This window comes from Sphingomonas changbaiensis NBRC 104936, assembly GCF_000974765.1.
Classification (GTDB): Bacteria; Pseudomonadota; Alphaproteobacteria; order Sphingomonadales; family Sphingomonadaceae; genus Sphingomonas_B; species Sphingomonas_B changbaiensis.
Map to the genome: position 1 here is coordinate 127,985 of NZ_BBWU01000021.1, position 25,740 is coordinate 153,724.

The 25,740-nt window shown below is 66.7% G+C and carries 15 protein-coding genes and 1 tRNA gene; 4 read left to right on the top strand and 12 right to left on the bottom strand.

Going from position 1 to position 25,740, the window contains the following annotated elements; translation table 11 throughout:
• The first annotated feature begins 41 nt into the window (after window positions 1-41).
• A tRNA-Leu gene (locus tag SCH01S_RS05410) sits at window positions 42-127 on the top strand.
• A gap of 12 nt (window positions 128-139) precedes the next feature.
• Here the strand turns inward: SCH01S_RS05410 and SCH01S_RS05415 are convergent.
• From SCH01S_RS05415 to SCH01S_RS05425, 3 genes are all read right to left on the bottom strand, one after another.
• Entirely contained in the window at window positions 140-1,054 is a 915-nt protein-coding gene (locus tag SCH01S_RS05415; RefSeq protein WP_046347754.1) for a 3-hydroxyacyl-CoA dehydrogenase NAD-binding domain-containing protein, read from the bottom strand.
• Between the two features lie 80 nt (window positions 1,055-1,134).
• On the bottom strand, window positions 1,135-3,411 hold the full coding sequence (locus SCH01S_RS05420) for an EAL domain-containing protein (protein ID WP_169746358.1): 2,277 nt from the start codon (window positions 3,409-3,411) through the stop codon (window positions 1,135-1,137).
• Window positions 3,412-3,583: 172 nt separating this feature from the next.
• Window positions 3,584-5,266, bottom strand: coding sequence for a FecR domain-containing protein (locus tag SCH01S_RS05425; RefSeq protein WP_052733794.1), 1,683 nt, complete (start codon window positions 5,264-5,266; stop codon window positions 3,584-3,586).
• 209 nt (window positions 5,267-5,475) lie between these two features.
• Between SCH01S_RS05425 and SCH01S_RS05430 the strand changes: the two genes are divergently transcribed.
• Window positions 5,476-7,122 (top strand): ShlB/FhaC/HecB family hemolysin secretion/activation protein, encoded by a 1,647-nt coding sequence (locus SCH01S_RS05430; RefSeq protein WP_052733795.1) that lies wholly within the window; start codon window positions 5,476-5,478, stop codon window positions 7,120-7,122.
• A 4-nt stretch (window positions 7,123-7,126) separates the two neighbouring features.
• Here SCH01S_RS05430 and SCH01S_RS05435 read toward each other — a convergent pair whose 3' ends face one another.
• The 9 genes from SCH01S_RS05435 to SCH01S_RS16340 all read right to left on the bottom strand — a co-directional run bounded on the left by SCH01S_RS05435 (window position 7,127) and on the right by SCH01S_RS16340 (window position 22,798).
• Window positions 7,127-7,696: a 3'-5' exonuclease gene (locus SCH01S_RS05435; RefSeq protein ID WP_046347756.1), complete on the bottom strand. Its 570-nt coding sequence runs from the start codon at window positions 7,694-7,696 to the stop codon at window positions 7,127-7,129.
• Window positions 7,697-7,767: 71 nt separating this feature from the next.
• Entirely contained in the window at window positions 7,768-10,278 is a 2,511-nt protein-coding gene (locus SCH01S_RS05440) for an ABC transporter permease (protein ID WP_046347757.1), read from the bottom strand.
• 13 nt (window positions 10,279-10,291) lie between these two features.
• Window positions 10,292-12,793: an ABC transporter permease gene (locus SCH01S_RS05445; protein ID WP_046347758.1), complete on the bottom strand. Its 2,502-nt coding sequence runs from the start codon at window positions 12,791-12,793 to the stop codon at window positions 10,292-10,294.
• 11 nt (window positions 12,794-12,804) lie between these two features.
• On the bottom strand, window positions 12,805-15,321 hold the full coding sequence (locus SCH01S_RS05450; protein WP_046347759.1) for an FtsX-like permease family protein: 2,517 nt from the start codon (window positions 15,319-15,321) through the stop codon (window positions 12,805-12,807).
• A gap of 14 nt (window positions 15,322-15,335) precedes the next feature.
• Complete coding sequence (locus SCH01S_RS05455; RefSeq protein ID WP_046347760.1) at window positions 15,336-17,840, bottom strand: ABC transporter permease; 2,505 nt, start codon at window positions 17,838-17,840, stop codon at window positions 15,336-15,338.
• Between the two features lie 10 nt (window positions 17,841-17,850).
• Window positions 17,851-20,343: an ABC transporter permease gene (locus SCH01S_RS05460; RefSeq protein WP_046347761.1), complete on the bottom strand. Its 2,493-nt coding sequence runs from the start codon at window positions 20,341-20,343 to the stop codon at window positions 17,851-17,853.
• A 155-nt stretch (window positions 20,344-20,498) separates the two neighbouring features.
• Window positions 20,499-21,179 (bottom strand): ABC transporter ATP-binding protein, encoded by a 681-nt coding sequence (locus SCH01S_RS05465; RefSeq protein ID WP_046347789.1) that lies wholly within the window; start codon window positions 21,177-21,179, stop codon window positions 20,499-20,501.
• An 11-nt stretch (window positions 21,180-21,190) separates the two neighbouring features.
• The gene (locus SCH01S_RS05470; protein WP_245612165.1) at window positions 21,191-22,495 is read right to left on the bottom strand and encodes an efflux RND transporter periplasmic adaptor subunit; all 1,305 of its coding nucleotides are present in this window, start codon (window positions 22,493-22,495) and stop codon (window positions 21,191-21,193) included.
• A 162-nt stretch (window positions 22,496-22,657) separates the two neighbouring features.
• Window positions 22,658-22,798: a hypothetical protein gene (locus tag SCH01S_RS16340; protein ID WP_157032814.1), complete on the bottom strand. Its 141-nt coding sequence runs from the start codon at window positions 22,796-22,798 to the stop codon at window positions 22,658-22,660.
• Window positions 22,799-22,996: 198 nt separating this feature from the next.
• Between SCH01S_RS16340 and SCH01S_RS05475 the strand changes: the two genes are divergently transcribed.
• Together SCH01S_RS05475 and SCH01S_RS05480 are read left to right on the top strand one after the other, a co-directional pair.
• Entirely contained in the window at window positions 22,997-24,382 is a 1,386-nt protein-coding gene (locus SCH01S_RS05475) for a sigma-54-dependent transcriptional regulator (protein ID WP_046347763.1), read from the top strand.
• A complete protein-coding gene (locus SCH01S_RS05480) occupies window positions 24,372-25,730 on the top strand; it encodes a sensor histidine kinase (RefSeq protein ID WP_046347764.1) in 1,359 nt (452 codons plus the stop codon). Before SCH01S_RS05475 ends, SCH01S_RS05480 begins: the two co-directional genes overlap by 11 nt.
• Window positions 25,731-25,740 lie beyond the last annotated feature (10 nt).

Here is a 25,740-nt window from a genome sequence, read left to right on the forward strand (position 1 = left end):
GCTTGACCCGGCTCGCGCCCGCCCCGATCAAGCGCGCGCGTGCGGACGTGGCGGAACCGGTAGACGCTGGAGACTTAAAATCTTCTGCCCCATGGGCGTGCGGGTTCGAGTCCCGCCGTCCGCACCAGAAGCCCGACTTTCAAAGAGTCGAGCGCATTGCCTTCACTTGCGCGATGGCGCGGTCGCGGGCGGCGGCGCGGTCTGCTGCCGGCGCGGATGACAGGGCCTCCAATGACGACGCGATGCGGTCGATCACGTCGGCAATCAGGGCCGGCGTGGCGCCCCGGCTCTCGGCCACTCCTGAAAAGATGCTGCCGTATCTCGCCAGATAGTCTCGCACGCCGGCTGGAGCGTTGAGGTCCATTGCGGCCAGCGGGCCGATGACCGACCATCGCAGTCCGAAGCCGTCGGTGAAGATCGTGTCGGCATCCAACGGTTCGAGGACCCCTTCGCCCACCAGCGCGAACAGCTCGTTGAGCACGGCCCCGAGCAGCCGGTTGGCGGCGAAGCCGGCGATTTCCCGCTTCAGCACGACCGGGCTCTGGCCCGCCCCTTTCAACAGTTCGACCGCAGCGGCGATGACGTGAGGCGCCGTCTCGGGCGCGGGGCAAATCTCTGTCACCGGCAGCAGATGCGGCGGCGTCAGCGCGTGCGCCACCAGGAACCGCGCGGGCCGGCGGAGCCGCCGGCTGATTGCGCTGGGAAGGATACCCGACGTGCTGCTCGCGATCGTCGTGGCCGCATCCACATGGCGCTCGATTGCGGTCAGGATTTCGGCCTTCTGGTCGAGGTTCTCGACGATCGATTCCTGCACGTAATCGACGCCCTCCAGGGCACGCGCGATCTCGGTCTCTATGCTGATCCGCTGCCAGGCCTCCGCGCTCAGCTCCGAGCCGGTGCCCGCGACATTGTCCGCGAGCCGGCGGATACGGTCGAGAACCGGCGCCTCGCCGCGCTGCCAGACCTTTACCCGATAACCTGCGCGGGCAAAGGTCAGCGCCCATGACGCGCCGATGATCCCGCAACCGATAATGCCGACGCGTTCAGTCTTCACCAGCTCAGGGTCCCGCTTGATCGTTGATCGCGCCTAGCATCCATCACGCCGCGACCTTTGGCGAGAGGCGGTCCCGAAAGCTATGCCGCTTTCGACACAGAGGTCTTCAGTTGCTTCATCAGGGCGGCCGAAGCCGCGGGCTTTCCGACCAGATAGCCTTGAACCATGTCGCAGCCGATCGAGGTGAGGAAATCCAGGCAGGGCCGGTCCTCCACCCCCTCGGCGACGACCTTCAGGCCCAATTGATGCGCCATGTCGATCGTCGACCGGACCAGGACGGCATCGCCGGCCTGCAGATGCGCATGCTGGACGAAGCGCCGGTCGATCTTCAACTCATCGAGCGGAAGCTGCTGGAGATACGAGAGGGTCGATTGTCCGGTGCCGTAATCGTCCATCGAAATCGCGATTCCCATCGATCGGAAGGCCTTCAGCGCCCGCACCGCGCCATCCGGATCGGTGAACGCCGCCGATTCGGTCACCTCGAAAACAAGGCCGCCGCGAACGAAATCCGCATCGCCGACGATCTCCGTCACCACCGCGAAAAACTCGGCGGACGAGACGAGCAGCGAAGAGATGTTGACGGCCACGGACACGGAATGGCCCTGCGCCCGCCAATCCGCCGAGTCTCGAAGCGCGCGGCGCAGCACGAAGCTGGTCAGCGGAAGGATGCGGTCGTGACGCTCGGCAAGCGGGATGAACGCGTCGGGCCCGAGCGGCCCAAGCACCGGATGACGCCAGCGGACCAGTGCCTCCGTGCTGACGATGCGGTTGGTCTTCAGATCGAGCTTGGGCTGATAAACGACCTCGAGGCTGCCGTCGCGCACCGCTTCGTCGAGCTCGCCCAACAACGAGACTTCACGGTCGATCTGCGCATTGTCCGACCCGTGGTGCACCCGCCAGCCGGAATGGCTTTCGCGGGCCTGCTCGGACGCCAGGCCGGCGAGCGCGATCAGCTGCGCGGGAGAGCCGTGCCCCCGGTCGGCAACACCGAAATTCAGGATCACGTCTGCGCGACGGCCGCGCACTTCGATCGGATTCAGCATCGTCGTCCTGAGCGCGCTAAGGCGCTCGTCCAGCACCGCGCGATGCTCTGTGGTCGCCGGCCATGCCAGTAAAGCGTCCTCGATCCGGAACACCGGCACGCCGTCGACCGCCAGCGCGACGCGATCGTGCAGGCGGCGGATCGTCTCCCCCATCTGATCGGCGCCGAGTGCTGCGGCCAGGCGCTCGAACCCCGTCACTCGCGCCACCACGACGGCTTCGAACGGATGTGCCGCCAACCAGCGCAGCATCGCCGCCTTGTTCGGCAGGCCGGACTCGGCATCGACAAGCTGCCGGCGCTCGGCATCGGCGGCGAGCCGGGCGACGGCCGATGCGATGGCGGCGAATGCGATCGCAACCAGTGCGGGCGCGAGCGGCACGATCGCGCGCAGCCATTGCTCGGCCGCGAGCGAGACCGCAAAAAACAGGGCGACGCTGCCGACAGAGGCAAGCGCAAGGCGTTTTCCGGTCCGCAGTCGAAGCAGACCGAAGGCGACCAGCAGGGCCGCGGCAAGCGGCACCGGCCAGGAAATATGGCGAAACCTTCCGCCATTCAGCGTCTCTGCCGCCAGTGCCTGGATCACCACCCCTGGGATAACGCCGTAGCGCGGAACAGCGTAATGGTCCCCTAGCTCGATCGCCGTTGACCCGACCAGCACGCGCTTGCCCTTCAGCGCGCCGACGTCGATGCGGCCCTGAAGGATGTCGATGAAGCTGTGGCGCGGGATGCTCTTGGGATCGATCGAATAGTCGACCGTGAAATCGTCGCCGGCTCGGCCGCTTGCCTGCGCCACCATTGCCGACAGCGATGGCCGCGGAAACCCGCGCGTCACGATGCCGACCGGCATCTGCCGCACATAACCGTCCGGATCGGGTCGGACGCTCACCGCCGCCAGCACCGCCTCGCTGCGTGCCTCGGGGAAAGGCAGCGAGTCGATCCAATCCGAGCGCTCACTGGCCGCGCGCTGCCGGAAGGTCGGGAGAACCACGCCTCCGCCGGCGCGCCTCAGCGCAGCGACAAGCGCCGCGTCGTCATCGGCGCGCGAGCGGGCGGAGAAATCGACGTCGAAAGCGATCGTTGACGCGCCTTCCCGACGAAGCCGATCGATCAGCTGCGCATGCGCCCGGCGCGGCCAGGGCCAGTGTGCGATCGCGGCGATGCTGCGCGCGTCGATCTCCACGATGTGAATGTCGCCGCTCGCGTCATGGTTGCGGAGCGCCCAGCGCTGGCGTTGCAGCAGATCGTCGAGGCCCGCGCCGGTGCCCGACAGACCGCACGCCAGGCCGATGATCGCCGCGGCCACAACGACCACCACGCGCCAGCGCCTGCGGATCCACATGTGCAAGGTCAATGCGCCGAGCTCCTCGAAGCCCAGATAGCGTCGATCCGCTAATGAATCGTTGGATGCCGTGGCGGGACGCAACGGTCAGGGTTGACCGCAACGGGCGCGATCACCTCCGGCGGCGCGGAAGTCCCGCTCCGCCGGCTCAATTCTTGCCCTTGCCGCCCTTGCCCTGGCTGGACAGAACGTCCTTGAGGTTGTCGAGGGGGCCGGCATCCTTGCCGGACTTGCCCTGGCCGTTGTTTCCCTTGTCGGGTGGCGAGCCCGGCCCGTTCCCCCGGGGATCTCCGGCCATGTCGACCGGGGTGTCAACCTTCATTGCGTCCTGGGCCGCTTTCTCCGCGTCCTTGGCTGCTTTCTCGGCTTCCTTGGCGGCGCGGTCAGCCGCGTCGCTGGCCGCCTTTTCGGCTGCCTTGGCGGCGTCGGCAAGCTGCTTCGCCTGCTCGCGCGCGGCATCGTCGGCAGCCTTGGCCGCATCGCGTGCCGCCTTTTCGGCTGACCGGTCCATCGCTTCCTGCGCAGCCTTGGCGGCATCCTTGGCGGTCTGCTCAGCCTGCTTCTGCGCGTCCTGACGCGCTGCCTCGCGGGCGACGCGATCGGCTTCGGCCTGCGCGGCCTGGTCGGACGCGCGCTGCGCTTGCTCCGCAGCCTCTTTCGCGGCCTTGTTGGCGGCATCGATCGCGGCGGCATCGAGCGCATTCTGCTTGGCCGCGTCGGCGGCGCGCTGAGCCTCGGCGGCGGCCGCCATCGCGGCCGCTTCCTGCGCCTGGCGCGCTGCGGTCTCATCGGCAGCATGGGCCGCCTCGGCGGCAGCGGCGCGCGCGAGTTGGGCGGCTTCATTCGCCTTGGCGGCTGCAGCGGCAGACGCCGCATCGCTCGCCGCCTTCGCCGCCGCCGCATCGGCCGCCGCCTTGTTCGACTGTTCGGCGACACTCGCTGCCTGCTCGGCTGCCTTTGCCGCCGCCGACGCGTCGGCCACCGTCGCCGACGCCTCCATGCGCGCGGTCTCGGCGTGGCTGGCGACCTCGGTGGCAGCCACAGACGCCGCCGCAGCGTGGATGGTATCGGCCGCGGCATGCGACCCTTCGCCGACCATCGCGAATTGGGCCTGCACGTCGTCGCCGATCGTGCCGTTGACCAGCCCGCCCGTGGTTTCCGCCAGCGACACCGGCTTCTCGAAAATGGCGGTCGTGATCACGTCCTGCCGGGGAGCCGCATTGGCGGTTACGGTCGGCGCCGGTGCGACTGTCGCCGGCGCGCTCGGCGCGGGGGGAAGCTGGGGCGTCGTGCCGGCGGCCGGAATCGCCGGGGACGTGATCGTCCGCGCCGCGCCATCGCCTTCGATCCGAAGGCGGAAGCGATCCATCGCATTCACCATCGCGACCGCGCCCGGCTTCAGCAGGTCGTGCGCGCCGCCGTCGGCGGTCGCCACGTCCACCGCGCCTTCGATCACCTGGACCGACGTGCCGGTATCGGTGACGGAGACGCTGAATGTCGTCCCCTTCACGACGGCCGCCAGATAAGGCGTCGAGACCGAGAAGTGCGGCGTCATCTTCTTCTTGATCATGAAGACGACGTTGCCGAAATCCTGGAAGATCTTCGTGACCGCGCCCGATTGTTCGGCGGCGGGCAGCCGGAGCTGCGACGAAGGCGCAACCATCAGATATTCTTCGCCACGCGTGACGACCGCGCGGGCGCCGCGGCCGGTGACGATCGTGTCGCCGGGCTCCACAAGGCCACCGCGTGCCGCAACCTTGCTGAGGCCGGCGTGCAACAGCTGCACATTGCCGCTCGCCTCGCTGATGCGCCAGTCCAGGTCGTTTGCCATGAGTGGTGAGGAAGCCACCGTCGCGAGGGCAAGGGCCGTCAATCGAAAGTGCGTCATCGGAGAAACTCCGTGATTAAGCGGCCCAGCCCTACATCTCGTTCGTTACCGGGGCGTCAGCGGGCGCGGTTAAGCTGCCGGCAACCATGACCTAGGCAACCAAATATCAAGAACAGCCGATTACTTGCCGCCCCGGAAAGGAATTCGCCCGGGTGGTGACGTTGCGAGCCGGATTCATTCTTCTGACGGCAGGCGGGCTGGCGGCCCCCGGCGCGGCCCAGGTCATCCTGGATCGCGCCGACCCGGCCGTGATCGAACGCGATCTGCGGCGAGCGGAGGACGCTCCGTCGCTGCCGGCCCGCCCGCAACCGCGCACCGAGGCCGAAAACACCGGCTACGCGGCAGTCAGCGTGACGGCCGGTGCCATCATCGTCGAAAGCTCGGTCTTTTCTAACGACGTGTTCGCCCCGATCGTCGCGCCTTATCTGGGTCGCACGCTCGGCGCCGACGAACTGAGGGAGCTGTTGTCCCAGGTCGCAGCCGTCGCGCGCGGCCGGGGCTATCTGTTCGCGACCGCATCCATCGAGCCGCAGGCCGTCACCGCCGGAGTGCTCCGCATCACGCTCGACGAAGGGCGCGTGGACGCGGTCCGCAGCCTCGGCAAACCCAATGCAAAAGTGGACGGCATCCTGCGGCAACTGGTCGGCAAAGGCCCGATCCGTCGCGCGGATTTCGAACGCACGCTGCTGCTGGCGGGCGACGTCGCCGGCGTGCGGGTCGCCGACGCCCGCTATGTCCGCCAGGACGGCTTCGGCATTTTGCTGGTGACGCTGACGGAGGACCGCAGCGCCTTTGTCGTACAGGTCGACAATCGCGGCACCGACATTGTCGGTCCCGTCCGCGCCACCGCGCTGGCGAGCCTGCGTGACGTTGCCGGCGAAGGCGACGAAGTCTCGCTGCTCGTCGCGAACACGCCGTTCGACCCGTCGGAGCTGGTGTTCGCACAGCTTCGATATGCCGCGCCGCTCGACGACCGCGGCAACCTGCTCTGGTCCAGCGTCGCTTTCGGCCATGTGCGGCCGGGGGCGAGCCTCAGTTCATTCGACGTGAAGGGCGACAGCGTTTCGCTCGCGACGGGCGTCACGCACCCGCTGATCCGTTCGCGCGGCACCAGCCTGTGGGGCACGATCGAATTCCGGGGGCTTTGGCTCGATCAGGATATTCTGGGCGTGCCCGTGCGGCGCGATCGAGTGGTGACCCTCTCTGCGCAGCTGGAAGGCGCCACGCGGCTGGGCGGCGGCATCCTTCGCGGCAACGGCGCGATCGTCGCCGGCCTGCCGTTTCGGGAGGTCACGCGACAAGGCGATCCGCTGGCGTCACGCGGCGACGGCGACGCGCGCTTCGGCCGGCTCGAGCTCTATGGCGACTGGACCCGCGACCTCGCGCCCGATGTCAGCATCCGCCTCGCCGGCACCGGCCAGGTCGCGACCCGGCCGTTGCTGGCCAGCCAGGAACTGGGGATCGGCGGTCCGCTGTTCGGTCGCGCCTATGACTATAGCGAGCGCAATGGCGAGAACGGCGTGGCCGGCGCTGTCGAGGTCCGGCTGGATGTTCCGGGCGCTGCCATGGGCCCGATCCAACGCGTCCAGCTCTACAGCTTCGCCGACGCCGGCTATGTCGACAATGCGCGCAGGGGGCTGGGCGGCGGCGACCTCTATTCCGCCGGCGGCGGCCTGAGATTCGGCATCGGGCGCAATCTGAACGGGGAAGCCGAGCTCGCCGCGCCGATCGGTGCGGACCGGCTCAGCACCGGCAATCGCAACCCGCGCCTCTCCTTTCGGGTGAGTGCGAGCTGGTAGCCCGTCAGACGGAGATGTCGGCGCGCAGCGTCGCCGCAAGCGCGCTGGCCTGATCGCGGATAAGCAACCAGCGCAGCCGCTCTTCCTGCGCATCGGCCAGCGCGCGATGGGCGGGCGGTTCGTCGGGGCCGCGGATTTCCGCTCCCGCGACAAGCGATGACGCGACTTCCCCAAGCCGCTCCGGCGGCACAGCGTTTTGCAGCAGCGCGATCGCTGTCTCCAGGTGCGCGTCGTCGCTGTCGCGCAGGCGCAACGCGCGGCGCGGCAGGCCGGCAGCGCGCAGCAGCGCGCTCAGCCATTTGCCGTCCCAGGACGGAGCGCTGGCGAGCAGATCATGGCCGGCCAGTACCTCGATCATGCGCGCCGCAACCGTCTCGTGCGGCGTCCCCTCCCGCTCCAGCACTGCGCGCGAGATGCCGTGGATCTGCTCGGCGCGAGAGTCCCACTCGATCCAGGTCGGCGCGGGACGGATCAGATGCGCCTCGGACGCGCCATCCTCGAACACCCACGCCACCTCGATCGGGTAGCTGATCTTCGACAGCGACGAAGCTTCGAAATCCAGGAACACGCGCATGAAACGCCAACGCGCGTCGATCGGGAAAGACTCCGCCCCGGCGCTTGCAAGACCGGGGCGGAGCAGTTGGCCTACTCGTATCTCAACGCGCGGATCGGGTTGGCGCTCGCGACGCGGATCGCGTGCGAGGCGATGGTGCCGACCGCGATCAGAAGTGCGAGCGCGCCGGCCGCCACGAACGGCGTGGGGCCAAGCGGGATCCGGTCGTCGAACGTGTTCAGCCAGTCCCGCATCACGTACCAGGCGACAGGCCAGGCAATCAGATTGGCGATGATCACGGGCCGGGTGAACTGCCAGACCAGCAGCCGCACGATGTCACGGCTGCGCGCGCCCATCACCTTGCGGATGCCAATCTCCTTGGTCCGGCGCTCGGCCGTGAAGGTGGCGAGGCCGAACAGGCCCAGGCAGCCGACGATGACCGCCAGGATCGCGAAACCGGCGAAGGTCTTCGCCCGCGAATCCTCGGCCTTGTAGAGCTTCTGGATGATGTCCTCGCTGAACTTGCCGTCGAACGGCGCATCGGCGACGATCCGCTTCCAGACCTGCTCCACGTTCTGGCGCACCTTGTCCGGCGTGGCGGAGCTGTAGCGAACCAGTACCGCGTCGCGGTTGTTGTTCGCCATCCGGAACATGATCGGCTCCAGCGGCTCGCGGATCGAGCGGAAGCGGCTGTCCTGCACCACGCCGATGATGTTGATCGGCACCAGCCCCATTTCGTCCGGCGTGCCGAAGCCGCCGCCCTTCACTTGCTTGCCGACCGCGTCGGCCGGGTTGCGGAAGCCGAGCCGCTTGGCCGCAAGCTCGTTGATCACGACGTTCGCGCCGCGGGCGACGAACGCCCGTTCGACCGCTTCGTCATCGGGGAACGGCAGCGTCGCATCATCCATCGGACGCCCGAGGTCGAAGCTGCGGCCCGCAACTAACCTGATGCCCATCGTGTCGAAGAATTTCGAGTCGACGGCATAGGTCCCGATCGTCACCGCCTCTGCATGGCCGGGGATCGAGATGCCGGTGTTGCTGCTGTTCTTGGTATCGATGCCGATCGACGAGCGGCCGACCGACTTGACGCCCGGCACGCGCGCGATCTCGGCCACGATCGTGTCGCTGAGCGGCACCACCTGACGCCGCGAGGCGCCGGTCAGCTGCAGCAGGCCTTCGCGCTTGTAGCCCGGATCCGTCGTCCGCGCGTACACGGTCTGGGTGTAGACGATCGCGGTGCAGATGATCAGCCCGATCGAAACCGCGAATTGGGCGACCACCAGCACGTTGCGCAGCCGGCCCGAACCCGGCGTTTCCGCGGCCGAGCGATTGGCCTTCAGCACGGTCGCCGGCTGGAACCGGGAGAGGTAGAAGGCCGGATAGAGGCCGCCGAGCGCCCCGACCAACAGCACCAGGGCCATGACCGGCAGCAGGATGCCGTCGTGCCCGAAATAATGCAGGTCGAGGTCGGCATCGAGGAAACGGGCGAACGCCGGCACGAGCAGCTCGATCAGCGCAAGCGCCATTACCATCGCAATGCTCGCGACGATGATTGATTCGCCGATGAACTGGACGATCAGCTGCTTGCGGGCCGCGCCCAGCACCTTGCGCAGCGCCACTTCCCTCGCCCGCTGGCTCGCGCGGGCCGTCGACAGGTTGGTGAAGTTCACCACCGCCATGCCCAGGATCAGCAGCGCGATGACGCCGAAGGTGACGATGGTCCGCCGGTCATTGCCGGGCGTGGCCGCGCCGTTCTGCGCCTTGCCCAGATGGACGTCGCGAATGTTGACTAGGCGGTAATCGGAATCGTCGCCCTGGTTGTATTTGCGATCGCCGAACGTCTCGTCGGGGATGTTCCGCTTTTCCCACGCCGCCTCATCGGCCTGGATGACCTTCGGGTCGCTGCCGGGCTTCAGCGCGGCATACCACCAGCCGGACTGCCAGCCCCATTGGGTCAGGAAGTCGGGCTGCTCGGCCCAATAGGTCGCCGGATCGTAACGGGCGATCATGTTGAACGCCATGTGGCTGTTCTTCGGCAGGTCCTTGAACACAGCCGTCACGCGGTGGTCGACCGGCTTGCCGCGCAGCATCAGCGTCAGCGTCTTGCCGATCGGATCCTCGCTGCCAAACAGCTTTTCTGCCTGGGTTTCCGACAGCGCCACCGATCCGACGTCCTTCAGCGCGGTGCGCGGATCGCCCTTCACCAGCGGGAACTGGAAGATATCGAAGAACGGGCCGCTGACCATCGAGCCGTTGTCGACCGCGATCGCCTCGCCGTTGCGAAGCACCGTGAACCCGCCGGCCGAGACATAGACCATGCGCTCGACCTGCGGATAATCCTTCTTCAGCGCCTGCCCGGCGGCAAAGGCCGACATCTGCAGGTTCATGTCCTCGCCGGTCTGCTTGTCGTGATAGTAGGTCTGCAGCTGGTAGATATTGTCCGAATTCGGCAGCCACTTGTCGTAGCTGAGCTCGTATCGGACGAAGAGCAGGATCATCAGGCATGCGGCCATGCCGATCGCGAGGCCCAGGATATTGATCAGCGCGTAGGCGCGGTTCTTCATCAGCGACCGGACGCCGACCGTCAGATAGTTCCGCCACATGGGCTTTCGTCCTCTATTCGTAGCGCAGCGCGCGGATGGGGTTGGCGCTGGCGACCTTGATGGCGTGCGCAGCGATGGTGCCGACGGCGATCAGCAAAGCAAGGACACCGGCCGCCACGAACGGCGTCGGCCCAAGCGCGATGCGATCGTCGAACTTGTTCAACCAGTCGCGCATCAGCCACCACGCGACCGGCCAGGCGATCAGGTTGGCGATGATGACCGGGCGCGTGAACTGCCAGACCAGCAGCTGCACGATGTCGCGCGTGCGGGCGCCAAGCACCTTGCGGATGCCGATCTCCTTGGTCCGGCGCTCCGCGGTAAAGGCCGCGAGCCCGAACAGGCCGAGGCAGCCGACGATGACCGCCAGCAGCGCAAAAGCGGCGAAGATCGCGGCGCGCGATTCCTCGGCTTTGTAGAGGTCCTGGATGATGTCCTCGCTGAACTTCGCATTGAACGGGACGTCGGTCGCGATGCTCTTCCAAGCCTTCGCGACGCCTTCCCGCACCGTCGCGGGATCGCCCTGGAAGCGAACGATCATCTGCCCGTGCGGGCCGGTCGGCGTGTCGATGAACATGATCGGATCGATCGGCTCGCGGATCGAGCGGAACCGGCTGTCCTTGACCACGCCGATGACGGTTGCGGGCAGCAGCCCCGCCTCGTCGCGGAACATCGCGACCTGGAACGTCTTGCCGACCGCGTCTGCCGGGTTCTTGACGCCCATGCGCTTCGCCGCGAGCTCGTTGATCACGATATTGCCGCCGCGCCGGGACAGCGCGATCTCTTCGCTGAGATCGGGCGGATAGGACGGCGCGATTTCGTCCATCGGACGGGCGTCGTCGAACCAGCGGCCGGCGATCAGCTGCAGGCCCATCGCGTCCTTGAAGCCGTTATCGACCTGGTAGATGCCGATATTGACCGGCCGCGGATTGCCCTGCAGCAGCACGCCGGTGTTGTTGTTGTTGGTCGTCGCCACCCCGATATTCGTTCGCCCGACCGCCTGCACGCCCGGCACGTGCTTGGTCGCCTCGACGATCGACTGGGTCTTGCCGAGCAGCTGGTAACGCGACAGCTCGTCGACCTGCAGGATGTGGTCCCGCTTGTAGCCGGGATCGACGGTCCGCGCGTAGACCGTCTGCGCGTAGATCACGCCGGTGCAGATGATGAGGCCGATCGAGACCGCGAATTGGCCGACGACCAAAGCCTGGCGCAAGCGACCTGTGCCGGGCGTCTCCGCCGATGACTTGTTCGCCTTCAGCACCGATGCAGGCTGGAAGCGCGACAGGAAGAAGGCCGGGTACAGCCCGCCCAACACCCCGACGAGCAGCACCAGCACGATCACCGGCAGCGCGATGCCGCCGGCGCCGAAATAGGTGAGCCGGATATCGGCATCGAGGAAGGCCGAGAACGGCCCCACCAGCAGCTCGACCATCGCCAGCGCGATCAGCATGGCGAGCGTCGCAATCAGCACCGATTCACCCACGAACTGGATGATCAGCTGCTTGCGGTTGGCGCCGAGCACTTTGCGCAGCGCCACTTCGCGGGCACGCTGGCTTGCCCGCGCCGTCGCGAGATTGGTGAAGTTCACCACCGCCATGCCGAGGATCAGCACCGCGATCACTGCGAAAGTCATGATCGTCTTGCGATCATTGCCCGGCGTCATCGACGCGCGCTGCGCCTCGCCCAGGTGAATGTCGCGCACGTTGACGAGGTGCCAATCCTGGTCGTCGCCGGCATTGAAGCGCGCCTCACCCGAATTTTCGTCGGGGATATTGCGCTTTTCCCAGGCCGGCAGCCCGGCCTCGATCGCCTTGGGATCGGCGCCGGGGCGGAGCTTCACATACACCCAGCCGTTCTGGCAGCCCCAGCAGGTCAGGCCGTCCGGATAATCGGCGTTGAACGCATGGATGTCGATCCGCGCGATCACCGTCGCCTTGAACTGCGAGTTCTTCGGCAGGTCCGCCATGATCCCGGCGATGCGAAAATCCCAGGTCTTGCCGCGGCTGATGACGGACAAGGTCCGGCCCAGCACCTGGTCGGTCCCGAACAGCTTGATCGCTTCCGACCTGGTCAGCACCGCCGCATTGACCTGGTCGAGCGCGTTGCGGCTGCCCTGGAGCAAGGGGAACTCGAGCACGTCCAGCAAATTGCCGTCGGTGAAGACCCAATCCTTGATGGTCGTCGCGTTGCCCTTGTCGATGAACACGGGCTCGGTCGAGAACAGATACACTTCCTTCTCGACCTGCGGAAAGTCCTTCGCCAGCCGCTGGCCCGCGATGAACGGCGTCATCTGCAGCTTATCTTCCTCGCCGGTCTCGTGCGATTTGTACCAGCTCTGGAATTCGTAGACGTTTTCGGCGCCCGGCAGCCACTTGTCGTAGCTGAACTCGTATCGGACGAAGAGCAGGATCATCAGGCACGCGGCCATGCCGATCGCGAGGCCCAGGATGTTGATCAGCGCATAGACCCTGTTCTTCAGCAGGGACCTGAGACCGACCGTCATATAGTTCCGCCACATGTCGCCTGATCCTATTCGTAACGCAGCGCGCGGATGGGGTTGGCGCTTGCCACCTTGATGGCGTGCGCAGCGATGGTGCCGATCGCGATGACGAGCGCCAGCAGGCCCGCCAGCACGAACGGCGTCGGCCCGAGCGTGATGCGGGTGTCGAACTTGTTCAGCCAGTCGCGCATCAGCCACCAGGCGATCGGCCAGGCGATCAGGTTGGCGATGATCACCGGCCGCGTGAACTGCCAGACCAGCAGCTGGACGATATCCCGGCTGCGCGCGCCGAGCACCTTGCGGATGCCGATCTCCTTTGTCCGCCGTTCCGCTGTGAACGCCGCCAGCCCGAACAGGCCGAGGCAGCCGATCACCACCGCCAGCATCGCAAAGGTCGCGAAGATCTGCGCGCGCGCGGCTTCGCGATCATATTGCTCGCGCACGATGTCCTCGGCGAAACGAGCCTGGAACGGCACTTGCGGGATGTTGCGTTTCCAGATCTTCTCGACCTGTCCGCGAATGGCGGACGGATCGCCCGAGAAGCGAACGGCGATCGTCTCGAAGCCGTTCCGGCGCATCGTGTAGATGATCGGCTGGAGCGGTTCCCGGACCGAGCGGAAGCGGGCGTCCGTCACCACCCCGACGATCGTGACCGGCAGCAGCCCATATTCCGACGGCAGCATGTCGGCCTGGAACTGCTTTCCGATCGCTTCCTGGGGGCTGTGGAAGCCGAGCCGCCGTGCCGCCTCCAACGTGATCACCACGTTGGCGCCGCGCTGGGCGAGCGCCTGCAGCGCCGCCGCGCGGCCCGGATCGGACTGTTCGGGCGTGGTTATGTCGTCCCGCCCCTGCGCTTCGGAGAAGCCGCGTCCGGCCAGGACCTTCATGCCCATTGCTTCGAAGAAGCCGGGTTCGATCGAATAGTCGCCCAGATCGACCGATTGCGTGCCGCCGGGGAAATAGACGCGGGTGATCGAGTTGCTGTCCGGATCGACCGCGATTTGGGTGCGCGCGGCCGCCTGCACGCCCGGGATGCGCCGGATCTGTTCGGTCACCGCCTGATCGCGACCGTCGACCCCGCGATAGCCGAGATTGCCGACCTGCAGCAGGCCGTCGCGGCGATATCCGACATCCATCGTGCGGGCATAGGCGGTCTGCGAATAGATGACCGCGGTGCAGATGATCAGTCCGATCGAGACCGCGAATTGCGCGACGACCAGCACGTTGCGCAGGCGACCCGACCCCTGCGCGTCGGCCGAGGATTTGTTGGCCTTCAGGATCTTCGCCGGCTCGAAACGGGCCAGATAGAAGGCCGGATAAAGCCCCGCGATCACGCCGACGAGCACGACGAGCCCGACCAGGGGCAGCAGCACGCCGCCGCTGCCCAGATAATGGAGCTGGATGTCGCTGCCCAGGAAGGCGTTGAACGCCGGCAGCACAAGCTCGATGATCGCCAGCGCGATCACCATCGCGACCAGCGCGACCAGAATCGATTCCCCCAGAAATTGAACGATCAGCTGGCCGCGCGATGCGCCCAGCACCTTGCGCAGCGCGACCTCTCGCGCCCGCTGCGATGCGCGCGCCGTCGTCAGGTTGGTGAAGTTGACGCAGGCGATGCCCAGCACCAGCAGCGCGATCACGCCGAACGTGATCACGGTGCGATGGTCGTTGCCGGGCGTGACGGGCGCGTTCTGGGCCTGGCCCAGATGCACGTCGCGGACATTGACCAGGCGATAATCCTGCACGTCGCCGGCATTGGTCTTCTGCCCGCCGACCACTTCGTCCGGGATGTTGCGCTTTTTCCAGGCGTCCATGCGCGAGTTGATGAAGGCGGCGTCGTCCGGAGAGCGCAGCCGCACATAATTCCAGCCCTGCTGCGTGTTCCAGCTGGTGAGCGCTTGCGGACGATCGGAGAATTGCGTGTTCAGATCGAAGCGCGCGACCGCATCGGCCGTGAAGCTCGAATGCTTCGGCCAGTCCCTGAAGACGCCGGTGACCTTATAGTCGACATTGCCGGTATTATCGACGATCGTCAGCGTCTGCCCGATCGGATCGCGGTTGCCGAAGCGCTTCTTCGCCTCGCTCTCGCTGAGCGCGATCGAGTGCGTGTCGGGCAGCGCCGTCGCCGCGCTGCCGCGAACGAACGGCACCTTCAGGATCTCGAACAGGTTTCCGTCGGTCATTCGCAGATTCTTGATCTGACCGGCTTCGCCGTCCTGGATCACGATTGGCGCGAAGCCGCGGACCCAGACAAGCTTCTCGACCGGCTCCGGATAGTCCTTCAGCAGCGCGCGGCCGGCGGCGATCGCGCTCACCTGGAGGTGCATTTCCTCGCCACCCTGCGCGGTCGCCTTGTAGTTCGTCTGCAGCTGGAATGCCTGGTCGGCACCCGGCATCCACTCGTCATAGCTCGTCTCGTAACGAACGTAGAGCAGGATCATCACGCAGGCGGCGAGGCCCAGCGCCAGGCCGACGATGTTGATCGCCGCATAGACGCGGTTCTTGGTGAGTGCGCGAAGGCCGACTGTCAGGTAATTCCGCCACATCTGGCTCTGGTCCTCTACTCGTAGCGCAGCGCGCGGATGGGGTTGGCGCTGGCGACCTTGATGGCGTGTGCGGCGATGGTGCCGATGGCGATGACGAGCGCCAGCAGGCCCGCCAAAACGAACGGGGTCGGCCCCAGCGTGATGCGGTCGTCGAACTTGTTCAGCCAGTTGCGCATCAGCCACCAGGCCACCGGCCAGGCGATCAGGTTGGCGATGATCACCGGCCGCGTGAACTGCCACACCAGCAGCCGCACGATATCGCGCGTGCGGGCCCCCATCACCTTGCGGATGCCGATCTCCTTGGTCCGGCGCTCCGCGGTGAAGGCGGCGAGACCGAACAGGCCCAGGCAGCCGACGACGACCGACAGCAGCGCGAACGCGGCGAAGGTCTTCGCGCGCGCGTCCTCCGCCTCATAGAGCTTGCCGACGATATCGTCGCTGTACTTGGCGTTGAACGGCACTTCGGTGGTGACGCCGCGCCACATCTGGTCCAGGCCGCGGCGCACCGTTTCGGGGTCGCCGTGATAGCGGACGATCATGTGCGTATGGCCGCCCCCGGCGCGCGCGTTCAGGAACATGATCGGATCGAGCGGCTGCTTGATCGAGCGGAAGCGGCTGTCCTTGACGACACCGACGACGGTCACCGGCACCAGGCCGAATTCATCCTGGACCAGTGCCGCGCGGAACGTCTTGCCGACCGCATCGGCAGGATGACGGAAGCCGAGCCGCTGCGCGCCCAGTTCGTTGACAACGACATTGACGCCGCGCGCCGCGATCGCCCGTTGCGAGGCGTCGTCCGGCGGGAACGGCAGGCTCATATCGTCCATCGGACGGCGCTCGTCGAACCAGCGGCCGGCGACGAGCGTCAGCCCCATCGCGTCGAAGAAGCCGGGGTCGACGACATAGTTGCCGATCGTCACCGGCTCCTTCTTTCCCGGGATCATCACCCCGGTGTTGTTGTTGCTGTCCGTCGCGACGCCGATCGACGTGCGGCCGACCGCGTCCACGCCCGGCACCCGCCGCGCGCGCTCCGCGATCATCTCGCCCTTGTCGAGTAGCTGATAGCGGTTCATCTCCGCGACCTGCAGGATGTGATCGCGCTTGTAGCCGGGGTCGACGGTCCGGGCGTACACCGTCTGCGCGTAGATCACCGTCGTGCAGACGATCAGCCCGATCGACACCGCGAACTGCCCGACCACCAGCACCTGGCGCAGCCGGCCGGAGCCCGGCGTCTCGGCCGACGACTTGTTGGCGCGCAGCACGGAGGCCGGCTGGAAACGCGAGATGAAGAAGGCGGGGTAGAGGCCGCCAAGCACGCCGACCAAGGCGACCAGCAGCAGCACCGGCAGCAGGATGCCGTCGGACCCCAGATAATGGACCTGGATGTCCGATTTCAGGAAGCTGGAAAACGCCGGCATCGCCAGCTCGACGACCGCGAGCGCGATCACCGTCGCCAGGAAAGTGACAATGATCGATTCGCCGATGAACTGGATGATCAGCTGCCGGCGCGTAGCGCCCAGCACCTTGCGCAAGGCCACTTCCCTCGCCCGCTGGCTGGCCCGGGCGGTCGACAGGTTGGTGAAGTTCACCACCGCCATGCCGAGGATCAGCAGCGCGATCACCGCGAAGGTGATGATCGAGCTCTTGTCGTTTCCCACGGTGAGCGACGCATCCTGCGCCTTGCCCAGGTGCACGTCGCGGATGTTGATCAGGTGCCAGTCGCCATAATCGCCGGCGTTGAAGCGCGCCTCGCCGCTATTCTCGTCCGGAATGTTGCGCTTTTCCCAGGCCGGCATCTGCGCCTGGATCGTCTTCACGTCCGATCCGGGCTTAAGCCGCACATAGACCCAGCCGGAATTGCAGCCCCAGCAGTCCAGGAAGGTGGGTTCTGACTCGAAGAAGCTCGGGAAGTCCATCCGCCCGATCATGTTGGCCGAAAACGAGCTGTTCTTCGGAATGTCCTTGAACACGCCGGTCACGCGGAAATCGCGCTGCTTGCCTTTCGAGATGACGGTGAAGGTCTTGCCCACCACATTGGTGGTGCCGAACCGCTTGACAGCCTCGGTCTCGCTCAGGATCGCGCTGCCGACCTGCTTGAGCGCATCCTTGGTTCCGGCGACCAGCGGCAGCGGGATCGTGTCGAGCAGGTCGCCGTTGACGTAGCGATAATTCTCGGTCGAGGACGCCTGGCCGTCCTTGTAGAACACCGGTTCCGACGCAAGCACGTAGACGGAGCTGACGATCTGCGGGAAATCCTTCCGCAGCGCCGCTTCGGACGTGTAGGTGGACATCTGGCCGTAGCTCAGCTCGCCGGTGTCCGGGTTCTTGAACCAGGTCTGGACCTGGTAGACGTCTTCGGCATGCGGCAGCCATTTGTCGTAGCTGAACTCGTACCGCACGAAGAGCAGGATCATCAGGCACGCCGCCATCCCGATCGCGAGGCCCAGGATGTTGATGAACGCGTAGGTCCGGTTCTTCATCAGGGAGCGAAGGCCGACCGTCAGGTAATTGCGCCACATGGGATGGGTCCTACTCGTAGCGGAGGGCGTGGATGGGATTGGTGCGGGCGACGCGGATCGCGTGGCCGGCGACGGTTCCGATCGCGATCGCGAAGGCGATCAAACCGGCGAGGACGAAGGGGCCAGGCGTCAGCGCGATGCGGGCGTCGAACTGGTTCAGCCAACTGCGCATCAGCCACCAGGCGACCGGCCAGGCGATCAGGTTCGCAACCACCACCGGCTTGGTGAACTGCCAGACCAGCAGCCGGACGATGTCGGCGATGCTGGCGCCGAATACCTTGCGAATGCCGATTTCCTTGGTCCGGCGCTCGGCCGTGAAGGCTGCCAGCCCGAACAGGCCGAGGCAGGCGACGGCCACCGCAAGGCCGGCGAACCCGGCGAAGCTCAAGCCGCGCGCGCGGTCGACGCGGTACATCTCCGCGACCTTGGCGTCCGCATAATCGGCCTCGAACGGAACGTCCGCGGCGACGCGCTTCCAGAGGCGCTCCAGCTCGTGCCGCACAGCCTCGGGATCGGCTGAGTCATAATGGACCGCCAGCCGCGAGTAATAGGAGCCATTGTAGAAGACCGTCGGCTCGACCGCTTCGCGCAGGGAGCGGAAGCGCGAATCCTCGACGACACCGACGATGGTGACCGGCATCAGGCCCATGTCCGCGCCGAAGGTGTTGACGCGCACCGTCTTGCCGATCGCTGCCTGCGGATCGTCGTAGCCGAGCTGCTTCGCCGCGAGCCGATTGACGACGACGTTGGTGCCGCGCTCGACCAGCGCCGCCTGCGCGTCCCGCGTCTCCTCCGGGCGCAGCAGCGGCAGCCGCATCATGTCGCGTTCGCGATCCGGCGACAGGGTGCGCCCGGCCAGCAGGCGAATGCCGAGCGTGTCGAAAAACTGCGGCGAGACGCTGTACCAGCCGAGCGTGATCGGCTTGGCGCGGCCGGGCACCTGGAACGAGGCGTTCAGAACCTGCCCGCTCGCCGGCCAGATGCCGGTTCCGGCGGCGGACGCCACCCCCGGCAGCCGGTTCGCTTCGGCGATGACCGCATCGGACTGGGTCGCCAGCTGCTTGCGGTCCATGTTCGCGACCAGGATGATCCCGTCGCGGCGGAAGCCCGCATCAGTGCTGCGCGCGAACTGGATCTGGGCATAGACGACCAGCGTGCAGATGATCAGCCCGATCGAAACCGCGAACTGCGCGACCACCAGCACCGCGCGCAGGCGGCCGGTGCCCGGCGGCTCCGCCGCGGAGCGGTTCGAGCGCAGGATCGCGCCGGGCTGGAAGCGGGTCAGGTAGAAAGCGGGATAAAGGCCGCCCAGCAATCCGACGACCAGCCACAGCCCGATGATCGGCAGCAGGATGCCGTCGCCGCCCAGATAAGCGAGGTGCAAGTCGGTGCCGAGATAGGCGGCGATATAGGGAATGCTGAGCTCCGCCAGCGCCAACGCGACCAGCATCGCCAGGCCGGCGATCAGCAGCGATTCCCCAAGGAATTGACGGATCAGCTGCGCGCGCGCGGCGCCGGCCAGCTTGCGCAGCGCCACCTCGCGCGCACGCTGCCCGGCCCGGGCGGTCGCGAGGTTGACGAAGTTGGCGACGGCAATGCCAAGGATCAGCAGCGCGACGACGCCGAAGGTCGCGACGGTCGTGCGATCATTGTCGGGCCGCGCCGGATCGTCGCCGGTCGCACCGGACAGATGCACGTCGCGCACGTTGACGAGCCGCCAGTCGAACGCATCGCCCTCGCTCACCATCGCGCCGCCGACATTGACGGCCGGGATGTTGCGCTTTTCCCAGGCGGGCAGCCCCGCCGTGATCGCGTCGGGCGACGCGCCGGGCCTGAGCTTCAGGTAGACGAAGCCGTTCACGCAGCCCCAGGAGCAATCGGCGGCGTCCTGCGGATTGATGCGCGTCACCAGGCCGAAGTTCATGTGGCTGTGCCGCGGCAGGTCTTCGAACACGCCTGTCACGCGCAGCTCGACCTTCTCGCCGCGAACGATGCGGGTGATCGTGCGCCCGATCACGTCATCCGTGCCGAACTGCTTGATCGCTTCCGACCGGCTCATGACCAGGCTGTTGGCCTGGTCGAGCGCGTGACGCGGATCGCCGCGCAGGAACGGTACGGAGATCACCTGGAAGAAGGCCGGATCGGCCGCAAGCATGTCGGCAAAGACCGGTTCGCCCCGGCGCAGGAAGACCGGGCGCTCGCTGTCGGCGCGCACCGCCGCCTCGATCTGCGGGAAATCCTTGGCCAGCGGCGCCGCCGCCGCGCCTTCGGATCCCTGCTGGATCGTGCGGATGCCGGTTTCCGGATCGGTGTGGATCAGCTGGACCTGATAGGTGCGATCCGCGTCCTTCAGCCAGTCGTCATAGGTGAGTTCGTAGCGGACATAGAGGAGGAGAACGATGCACGCGGCCAGCCCGATCGCGAGCCCGAAGATATTGATGAACGCGTAGGTCCGGTTCTTCTGCAATGCCCGGATCCCGGCGATCAGATTGCTGCGCCACATCCCCACGATCTCCCCTCATGATCCGTTCGTATCGAGCGAAGTCGAGGCGGATCGGTTGGGGCTGCCCCGCAGCCCCAAGGACATGCCGGCGGCATGTCCGACCTGATCCGCCTTCTCGACTGCGCTCGAAGCGAACGGGCGTCAGGCTCGTCCCCTCAGGCAGCCCGGCGGCGCTCCACCAGCACCTTGCCGTCCAGCATGTTGACGACACGACCGGCATAGTCGGCGTGCGCGGGCGAGTGGGTGACCATCACGATGGTCGAGCCTTCGGCGTTCAGCTTCTGGAGCATTCGCATCACTTCCTCGCCATGCTGGGTATCGAGGTTGCCGGTCGGCTCGTCGGCGAGGATCAGCTTGGGCTCGCCGACCACCGCACGGGCGACGGCGACGCGCTGCTGCTGGCCGCCCGACAGCTGGCTCGGCCGGTGCTTGGCGCGGTGGGCGATGCCGACCTTGTCCATCACTGCCTCGACCCGCTGCTTGCGCTCGGACGAGGGAATGTCGTGGTAGAGCAGCGCCAGCTCGACATTCTCGCGGACCGACAGCTCGTCGATCAGATTGAAGCTCTGGAAAATGAAGCCGATGTGCTTCTTGCGGATGTCGGCGAGCTTCGCCTCGGGCAGGCCCGCGACCTCGCCGCCGTTGAACACATAGGACCCGCTCGACGGACTATCGAGCATGCCGATCACGTTCAGCAGGGTCGACTTGCCGCAGCCCGAAGGCCCCATGATCGCGACGAACTCGCCGTCGGCGATATCGAGATCGATACGGTCGAGCGCGGTCGTCTCGACGGTGTCGGTGCGGTAGACTCGCGACAGTTCGCGCATGCTCAGCATGTGGCTTCCTTTCACTTCTGCTGGAGGTCGAGCCGGTCCTTGTCGGCGAAACCGGTGTACGGAGAGGTCAGGACTTTCTCGCCGGGCTGCAGCCCGTCGAGCACTTCGATGAAATCGGCATTGCGGCGGCCCAGGCGGACATTGCGCTTCACCGCTTCCTTGCCGTCGTCGGTGACGACGAACACCCAGGCGCCGCCGGTGTCGTTGTAGAAGCTGCCGTTCGGGATCAGCAGCGCCGGCGTCGGGTCGCCCAGCGTCAGCTTGGCCTGCAGCGTCTGCCCGCGCTGCAGCCCGGCGGGCTCAGGCCCCTGAAATTGCAGGTCGACCTCGAACTGGCCGTTCCGGACCTGCGGATAGATCTTGGTGACCTTCAGCTGATAGGTCTTGCCGCCCTGGTCGATCGTCGCCTTCTGGCCGACCTGGACGCGTCCCAGATAGAATTCGTCGACGCCCGCGATCAGCTTGTTGGCGCCGGGGCTGTCGATCTGGCCGATCCGCTCGCCGCGATTCATCGACTGGCCGACCTGGATATCGAAGCCGGACAGCTGGCCCGACACCGGCGCGCGCAGCTTCAGCGATTCGAGGTTCAGCCGCGCGAGATCGAGGCTCGAGCTCATCGAGGCGGACGACTGACGCAACTGTCCGAGCTGGCTGGACTGCAGCCGCTCGTCGGTCGCCTGGGTGCGGCGCAGCACGTCGTAGCGCTCCTGCTGGTAATCCAGATCGTCCTTGGTGTCGGCGAACTGCTTGGACGGGATGAAGCCGCGCGCGGCAAGCGGAGCCTCGCGCTTATACTGGCGCTGCGCCTTTTCGAGCGCGAGCTTTGCTTCCAGCAGGTTGCGCTCGTCGCTCATCCGGGTCTGGGCGAGCGCGAGCTCCTGGCTGCGCATCGAGTTCAACTCGCGCGACACGTCGGTCTGGCGGGCGAGCACCGACAGCTGCAGCTCGGGATTCGAGAGCACCGCGAGCAGCTGCCCCTTCTGGACCGTCGCGCCGTCCTCGACCAATTTCTCCTCGACGCGGCCACCCTCGACCGAATCCAGGTAGATGGTCAGCAACGGCGTCACCCGCGCGCGCAAAGGCAGGAAATCATCGAAGGTGCCGCGCTGGACGGTCGAGATGGTGACCCGGTCCGCTGCGATCGTCTGGGAATTGCTGCTCGGCGCATAGGCGTAGAAGGCGATGCCGGCGATCGCGAGCGCGCCGGCGGCGACGCCGGCTTTGATCTTGGTGGGAATCCCGCGCCGCTCGACGACCTTGTCCATCGCGCCGCCGCTCACCGGCTCCCGGGGCGACGCAGCAGGCTCAGAACTCATTCGAACAACGCTCATTCAGGTCTCCACCAGGTCTGGCAGCAAGCATCGTGCCATCTACGAAAACAGTTGTAGTCGAGAGAGAAGCCGCCCGAATCAGCCGCCTGTCCTGTTCGGAACCGAACAGAAGTGTCCGTTCCCGAACAGGGTGCGGCGATTGGCGGCTCAAGCGAGCACCGGCCGATCAGCCGAACGGGTGCAGGCGATCGTGCCCGCATTGGCCGGTTGCGGTGCGACGGTTACAAATGTAGTCAGTGCCCCGGCGACCGTTGCCGCGAACGCGAAGGACAGGCGGATCTTGATCATGGCTCGGCTCCTGAAAACACGTGCCCCGGACCTTTTGCCCGGATGCCGGATGCTCAGCGAAAGCCGTGCCAAGCTGGAGGAATCGGCAGTTTTCGGACGTTTTCTGGAAATCCGGCGTCCACCAACTGTTTTAGGTGCATCACACACCGGATTGGTCTATGTCCGGATTCGAACACGGACTGTGCGGAGCCGGACGCGGTGAGTCCCAAGCCTTTCGATCTTGCCCTGATCGTCGATGACGATCCCGATATTCTGCTCGCGGCGCGACTGCTGCTGCGCGACCTGTTCGCCGAAGTGATCGTCGCCGAACAACCGGACGACGCCTTCGCCAAGACCAGCGGCCGCAACCCGGACGTCATCCTGCTCGATGCCAATTTCGCCCGCGGGGCGACCAATGCCGCCGAAGGATTCGAGGCTCTGGCCCGATTCCTCGATCGTGATCCGGAAGCGGTGGTCGTGATGATCACCGCGCATGGGGGAGTACAAATCGCCGTGGAAGCGATGAAGCGTGGCGCAACCGATTTCGTGTCCAAACCCTGGTCGAACGAGCGGCTGCTCGCGACCGTGCGCACCGCGGCGTCGCTCCGCCAGTCGCGCAACGCGGTGTCGACCGAGCGGCAGAAGGCGGTCGCGATCGCGGCGCCGGCGGCCGGCGAGACCCCGCTGCTCGGCAACTCCCCTGCGATGAAGCGCGTGATGCAGCTGATCGAGCGCGCCGCCCCGACCGATGCGAACGTGCTGATCCTCGGCGAAAACGGCACCGGCAAAGAGCTGGTGGCCCGCGAGCTTCACCGCCGCTCGCGCCGTGCCGACCGCGTGATGCTGTCCGTCGATCTGGGCGCCGTCGCCGAAACCCTGTTCGATTCCGAGCTGTTCGGCCATGTGAAGGGCGCGTTCACCGACGCGCGGTCCGACCGCGTCGGCAGGCTCCAGGCGGCGGATGGCGGCACCCTGTTCCTGGACGAGATCGGCAACCTGCCGCTCCACCTCCAGCCTAAGCTGCTGACCGCGCTGGAACAGCGCCGGGTCACCCCTGTCGGCGCGAACAAGCCGGTGCCGTTCGACGTGCGCGTGGTCGCCGCGACCAACCTGGCTCCGTCAGCGCTGGCGGACGAAAGCCGCTTCCGGCCCGACCTGCTGTTCCGCCTGAACACGGTGGAGATCGAACTGCCCCCCCTGCGCCAGCGCCGGGACGACATCCCGCTGCTGCTGGACCATTATCTCGGTCTCTATGCCCGCAAATACGACAAGCCGATGCCGCCGCTCGCGGACGACGTGCGCGCCGCGCTTGCGGCCTATGATTGGCCCGGCAATGTCCGCGCGCTCCGGCATGCGGCCGAGCGCGCGGTCATCCTGTCGGATGGCGGCCCGCTGTCGATCGACGATTTTTCGATCCGGCGCCAGACCGGCCACATTCCCGTCGTCACGGTCGAGAGCGCGGGCGACCTCAATCTGGAGCGCGCCGAAAAGCAGATGATCGAGCGCGCGCTGCAGAAGCATTCGTACAATATCTCGCTCGCCGCGAACGAGCTCGGGCTCACCCGCGCCTCCCTCTATCGCCGCATGGAGAAGCATGGCCTCTGACGGCGCAGGCTTTCGCGGCCAGTTCGCGCTGGGGCTTATCTGGCGCATGCTGCTGCTGCTGGCAGCGCTGGCGGCGTTCGCCGGCTCCATTGCCGCGCCCAATCTCGGCGCCGCGCGGATCATCGCCGCCGCGCTGGTCGCCAGCGCTGCGGTCGCGCTGTGGAATTACATCCAGCGCACCAATCATGAGGTCGCGCGCTTTATCGAGGCGATCCGCTTCGGCGATATGTCCGCAAGCTTCGCGCGGCCGGAGGCGGGCTCCGGCTTCGAGGCGCTGGGCGAGGCGCTGGATTCGGGCATCCGCGCGCTCCGTGAGGAGCGCGCGCGCATGGCGGACGAGAGCCGCTTCTATCAGGCGATCGTCGACGATCTGCCGATCGCGCTGCTGCTGGTCGACCCCGAGGAGCGGGTCGAGCCGGTCGGCAAGACGGCGCGGCGCATGTTCGGCGCGCTCACCGGCGTGCGGGTCGACGATTACGCGCAGTTCGGCGCCGGCTTTGCCCAAGGCCTGCGCGGCCTTCAGCCGGGCCAACGCCAGTTGGTGACGATGACGCTGGAGGGCGGCCAGACCCAGCGCGCCTTGCTGCGCGTCGCGGCCGTGCATCGCCTCGGCGGATCGCACCGGGTGATCACCGTCCAGCCGATCCAGGAAGCGTTGAACGCGGTCGAGATCGCGACCCAGAGCGACCTGGTGCGCGTGCTGACCCACGAGATCATGAACTCGATGACCCCGGTGACGTCGCTTGCCCGCACCGCCGCCGACCTGATGGCGGACGCCGATACCGGCAACGACGAAACGATCGCGGATGCGCGCGCGGCGGTCGAGACGCTCGCGCGGCGTGCGGACGGTGTGATGCACTTCGTCGAAAGCTATCGCCAGATCAGCCGCACGCCGCAGGTCAACCGCCAGGTGTTCGTCGCCACATCGTTCGGGGACGAGCTGAAGCGGCTGTTTCAGGCCGACTGGCCCGCCGATCGCCTCGATTTCGATCTGGCCGTCGAGCCGGAGACGATGATGCTCGACGCCGATCCCGACCTGCTCGCGCAGGTGCTGATCAACCTGCTGCGAAACGGAGCGGAAGCAGCCGAGGCGCACGGTCCCGAGCCGCGCGTCGCCATCCGCTTCGAGGCCTCGCGGGGCGGCGGCGCGACGATCCTGGTCGAGGACAATGGCCCCGGCATTCCGGAGGCAAAGCGCAGCGAAGTCTTCCTCCCCTTTTTCACGACCAAGGCCAAGGGCACCGGCGTCGGCCTCAGTCTCGCGCGGCAGATCGTGCTGGCTCATGACGGCACGATCGCGATCGAAACCGGCGACCTTGGCGGCGCCCGTTTCCGCATCATTCTCTGAGCCTTGCGCA

Bases quoted from the DNA above. Each gene is read 5' to 3' on its own strand.
- SCH01S_RS05425 (WP_052733794.1), bottom strand. From the start codon at position 5,266: ATGGCAAACGACCTGGACTGGCGCATCAGCGAGGCGAGCGGCAATGTG.
- SCH01S_RS05435 (WP_046347756.1), bottom strand. From the start codon at position 7,696: ATGCGCGTGTTCCTGGATTTCGAAGCTTCGTCGCTGTCGAAGATCAGC.
- SCH01S_RS05440 (WP_046347757.1), bottom strand. From the start codon at position 10,278: ATGTGGCGGAACTATCTGACGGTCGGCGTCCGGTCGCTGATGAAGAAC.
- SCH01S_RS05445 (WP_046347758.1), bottom strand. From the start codon at position 12,793: ATGTGGCGGAACTATATGACGGTCGGTCTCAGGTCCCTGCTGAAGAAC.
- SCH01S_RS05450 (WP_046347759.1), bottom strand. From the start codon at position 15,321: ATGTGGCGGAATTACCTGACAGTCGGCCTTCGCGCACTCACCAAGAAC.
- SCH01S_RS05455 (WP_046347760.1), bottom strand. From the start codon at position 17,840: ATGTGGCGCAATTACCTGACGGTCGGCCTTCGCTCCCTGATGAAGAAC.
- SCH01S_RS05460 (WP_046347761.1), bottom strand. From the start codon at position 20,343: ATGTGGCGCAGCAATCTGATCGCCGGGATCCGGGCATTGCAGAAGAAC.
- SCH01S_RS05465 (WP_046347789.1), bottom strand. From the start codon at position 21,179: ATGCTGAGCATGCGCGAACTGTCGCGAGTCTACCGCACCGACACCGTC.
- SCH01S_RS05470 (WP_245612165.1), bottom strand. From the start codon at position 22,495: ATGAGTTCTGAGCCTGCTGCGTCGCCCCGGGAGCCGGTGAGCGGCGGC.
- SCH01S_RS16340 (WP_157032814.1), bottom strand. From the start codon at position 22,798: ATGATCAAGATCCGCCTGTCCTTCGCGTTCGCGGCAACGGTCGCCGGG.
- SCH01S_RS05480 (WP_046347764.1), top strand. From the start codon at position 24,372: ATGGCCTCTGACGGCGCAGGCTTTCGCGGCCAGTTCGCGCTGGGGCTT.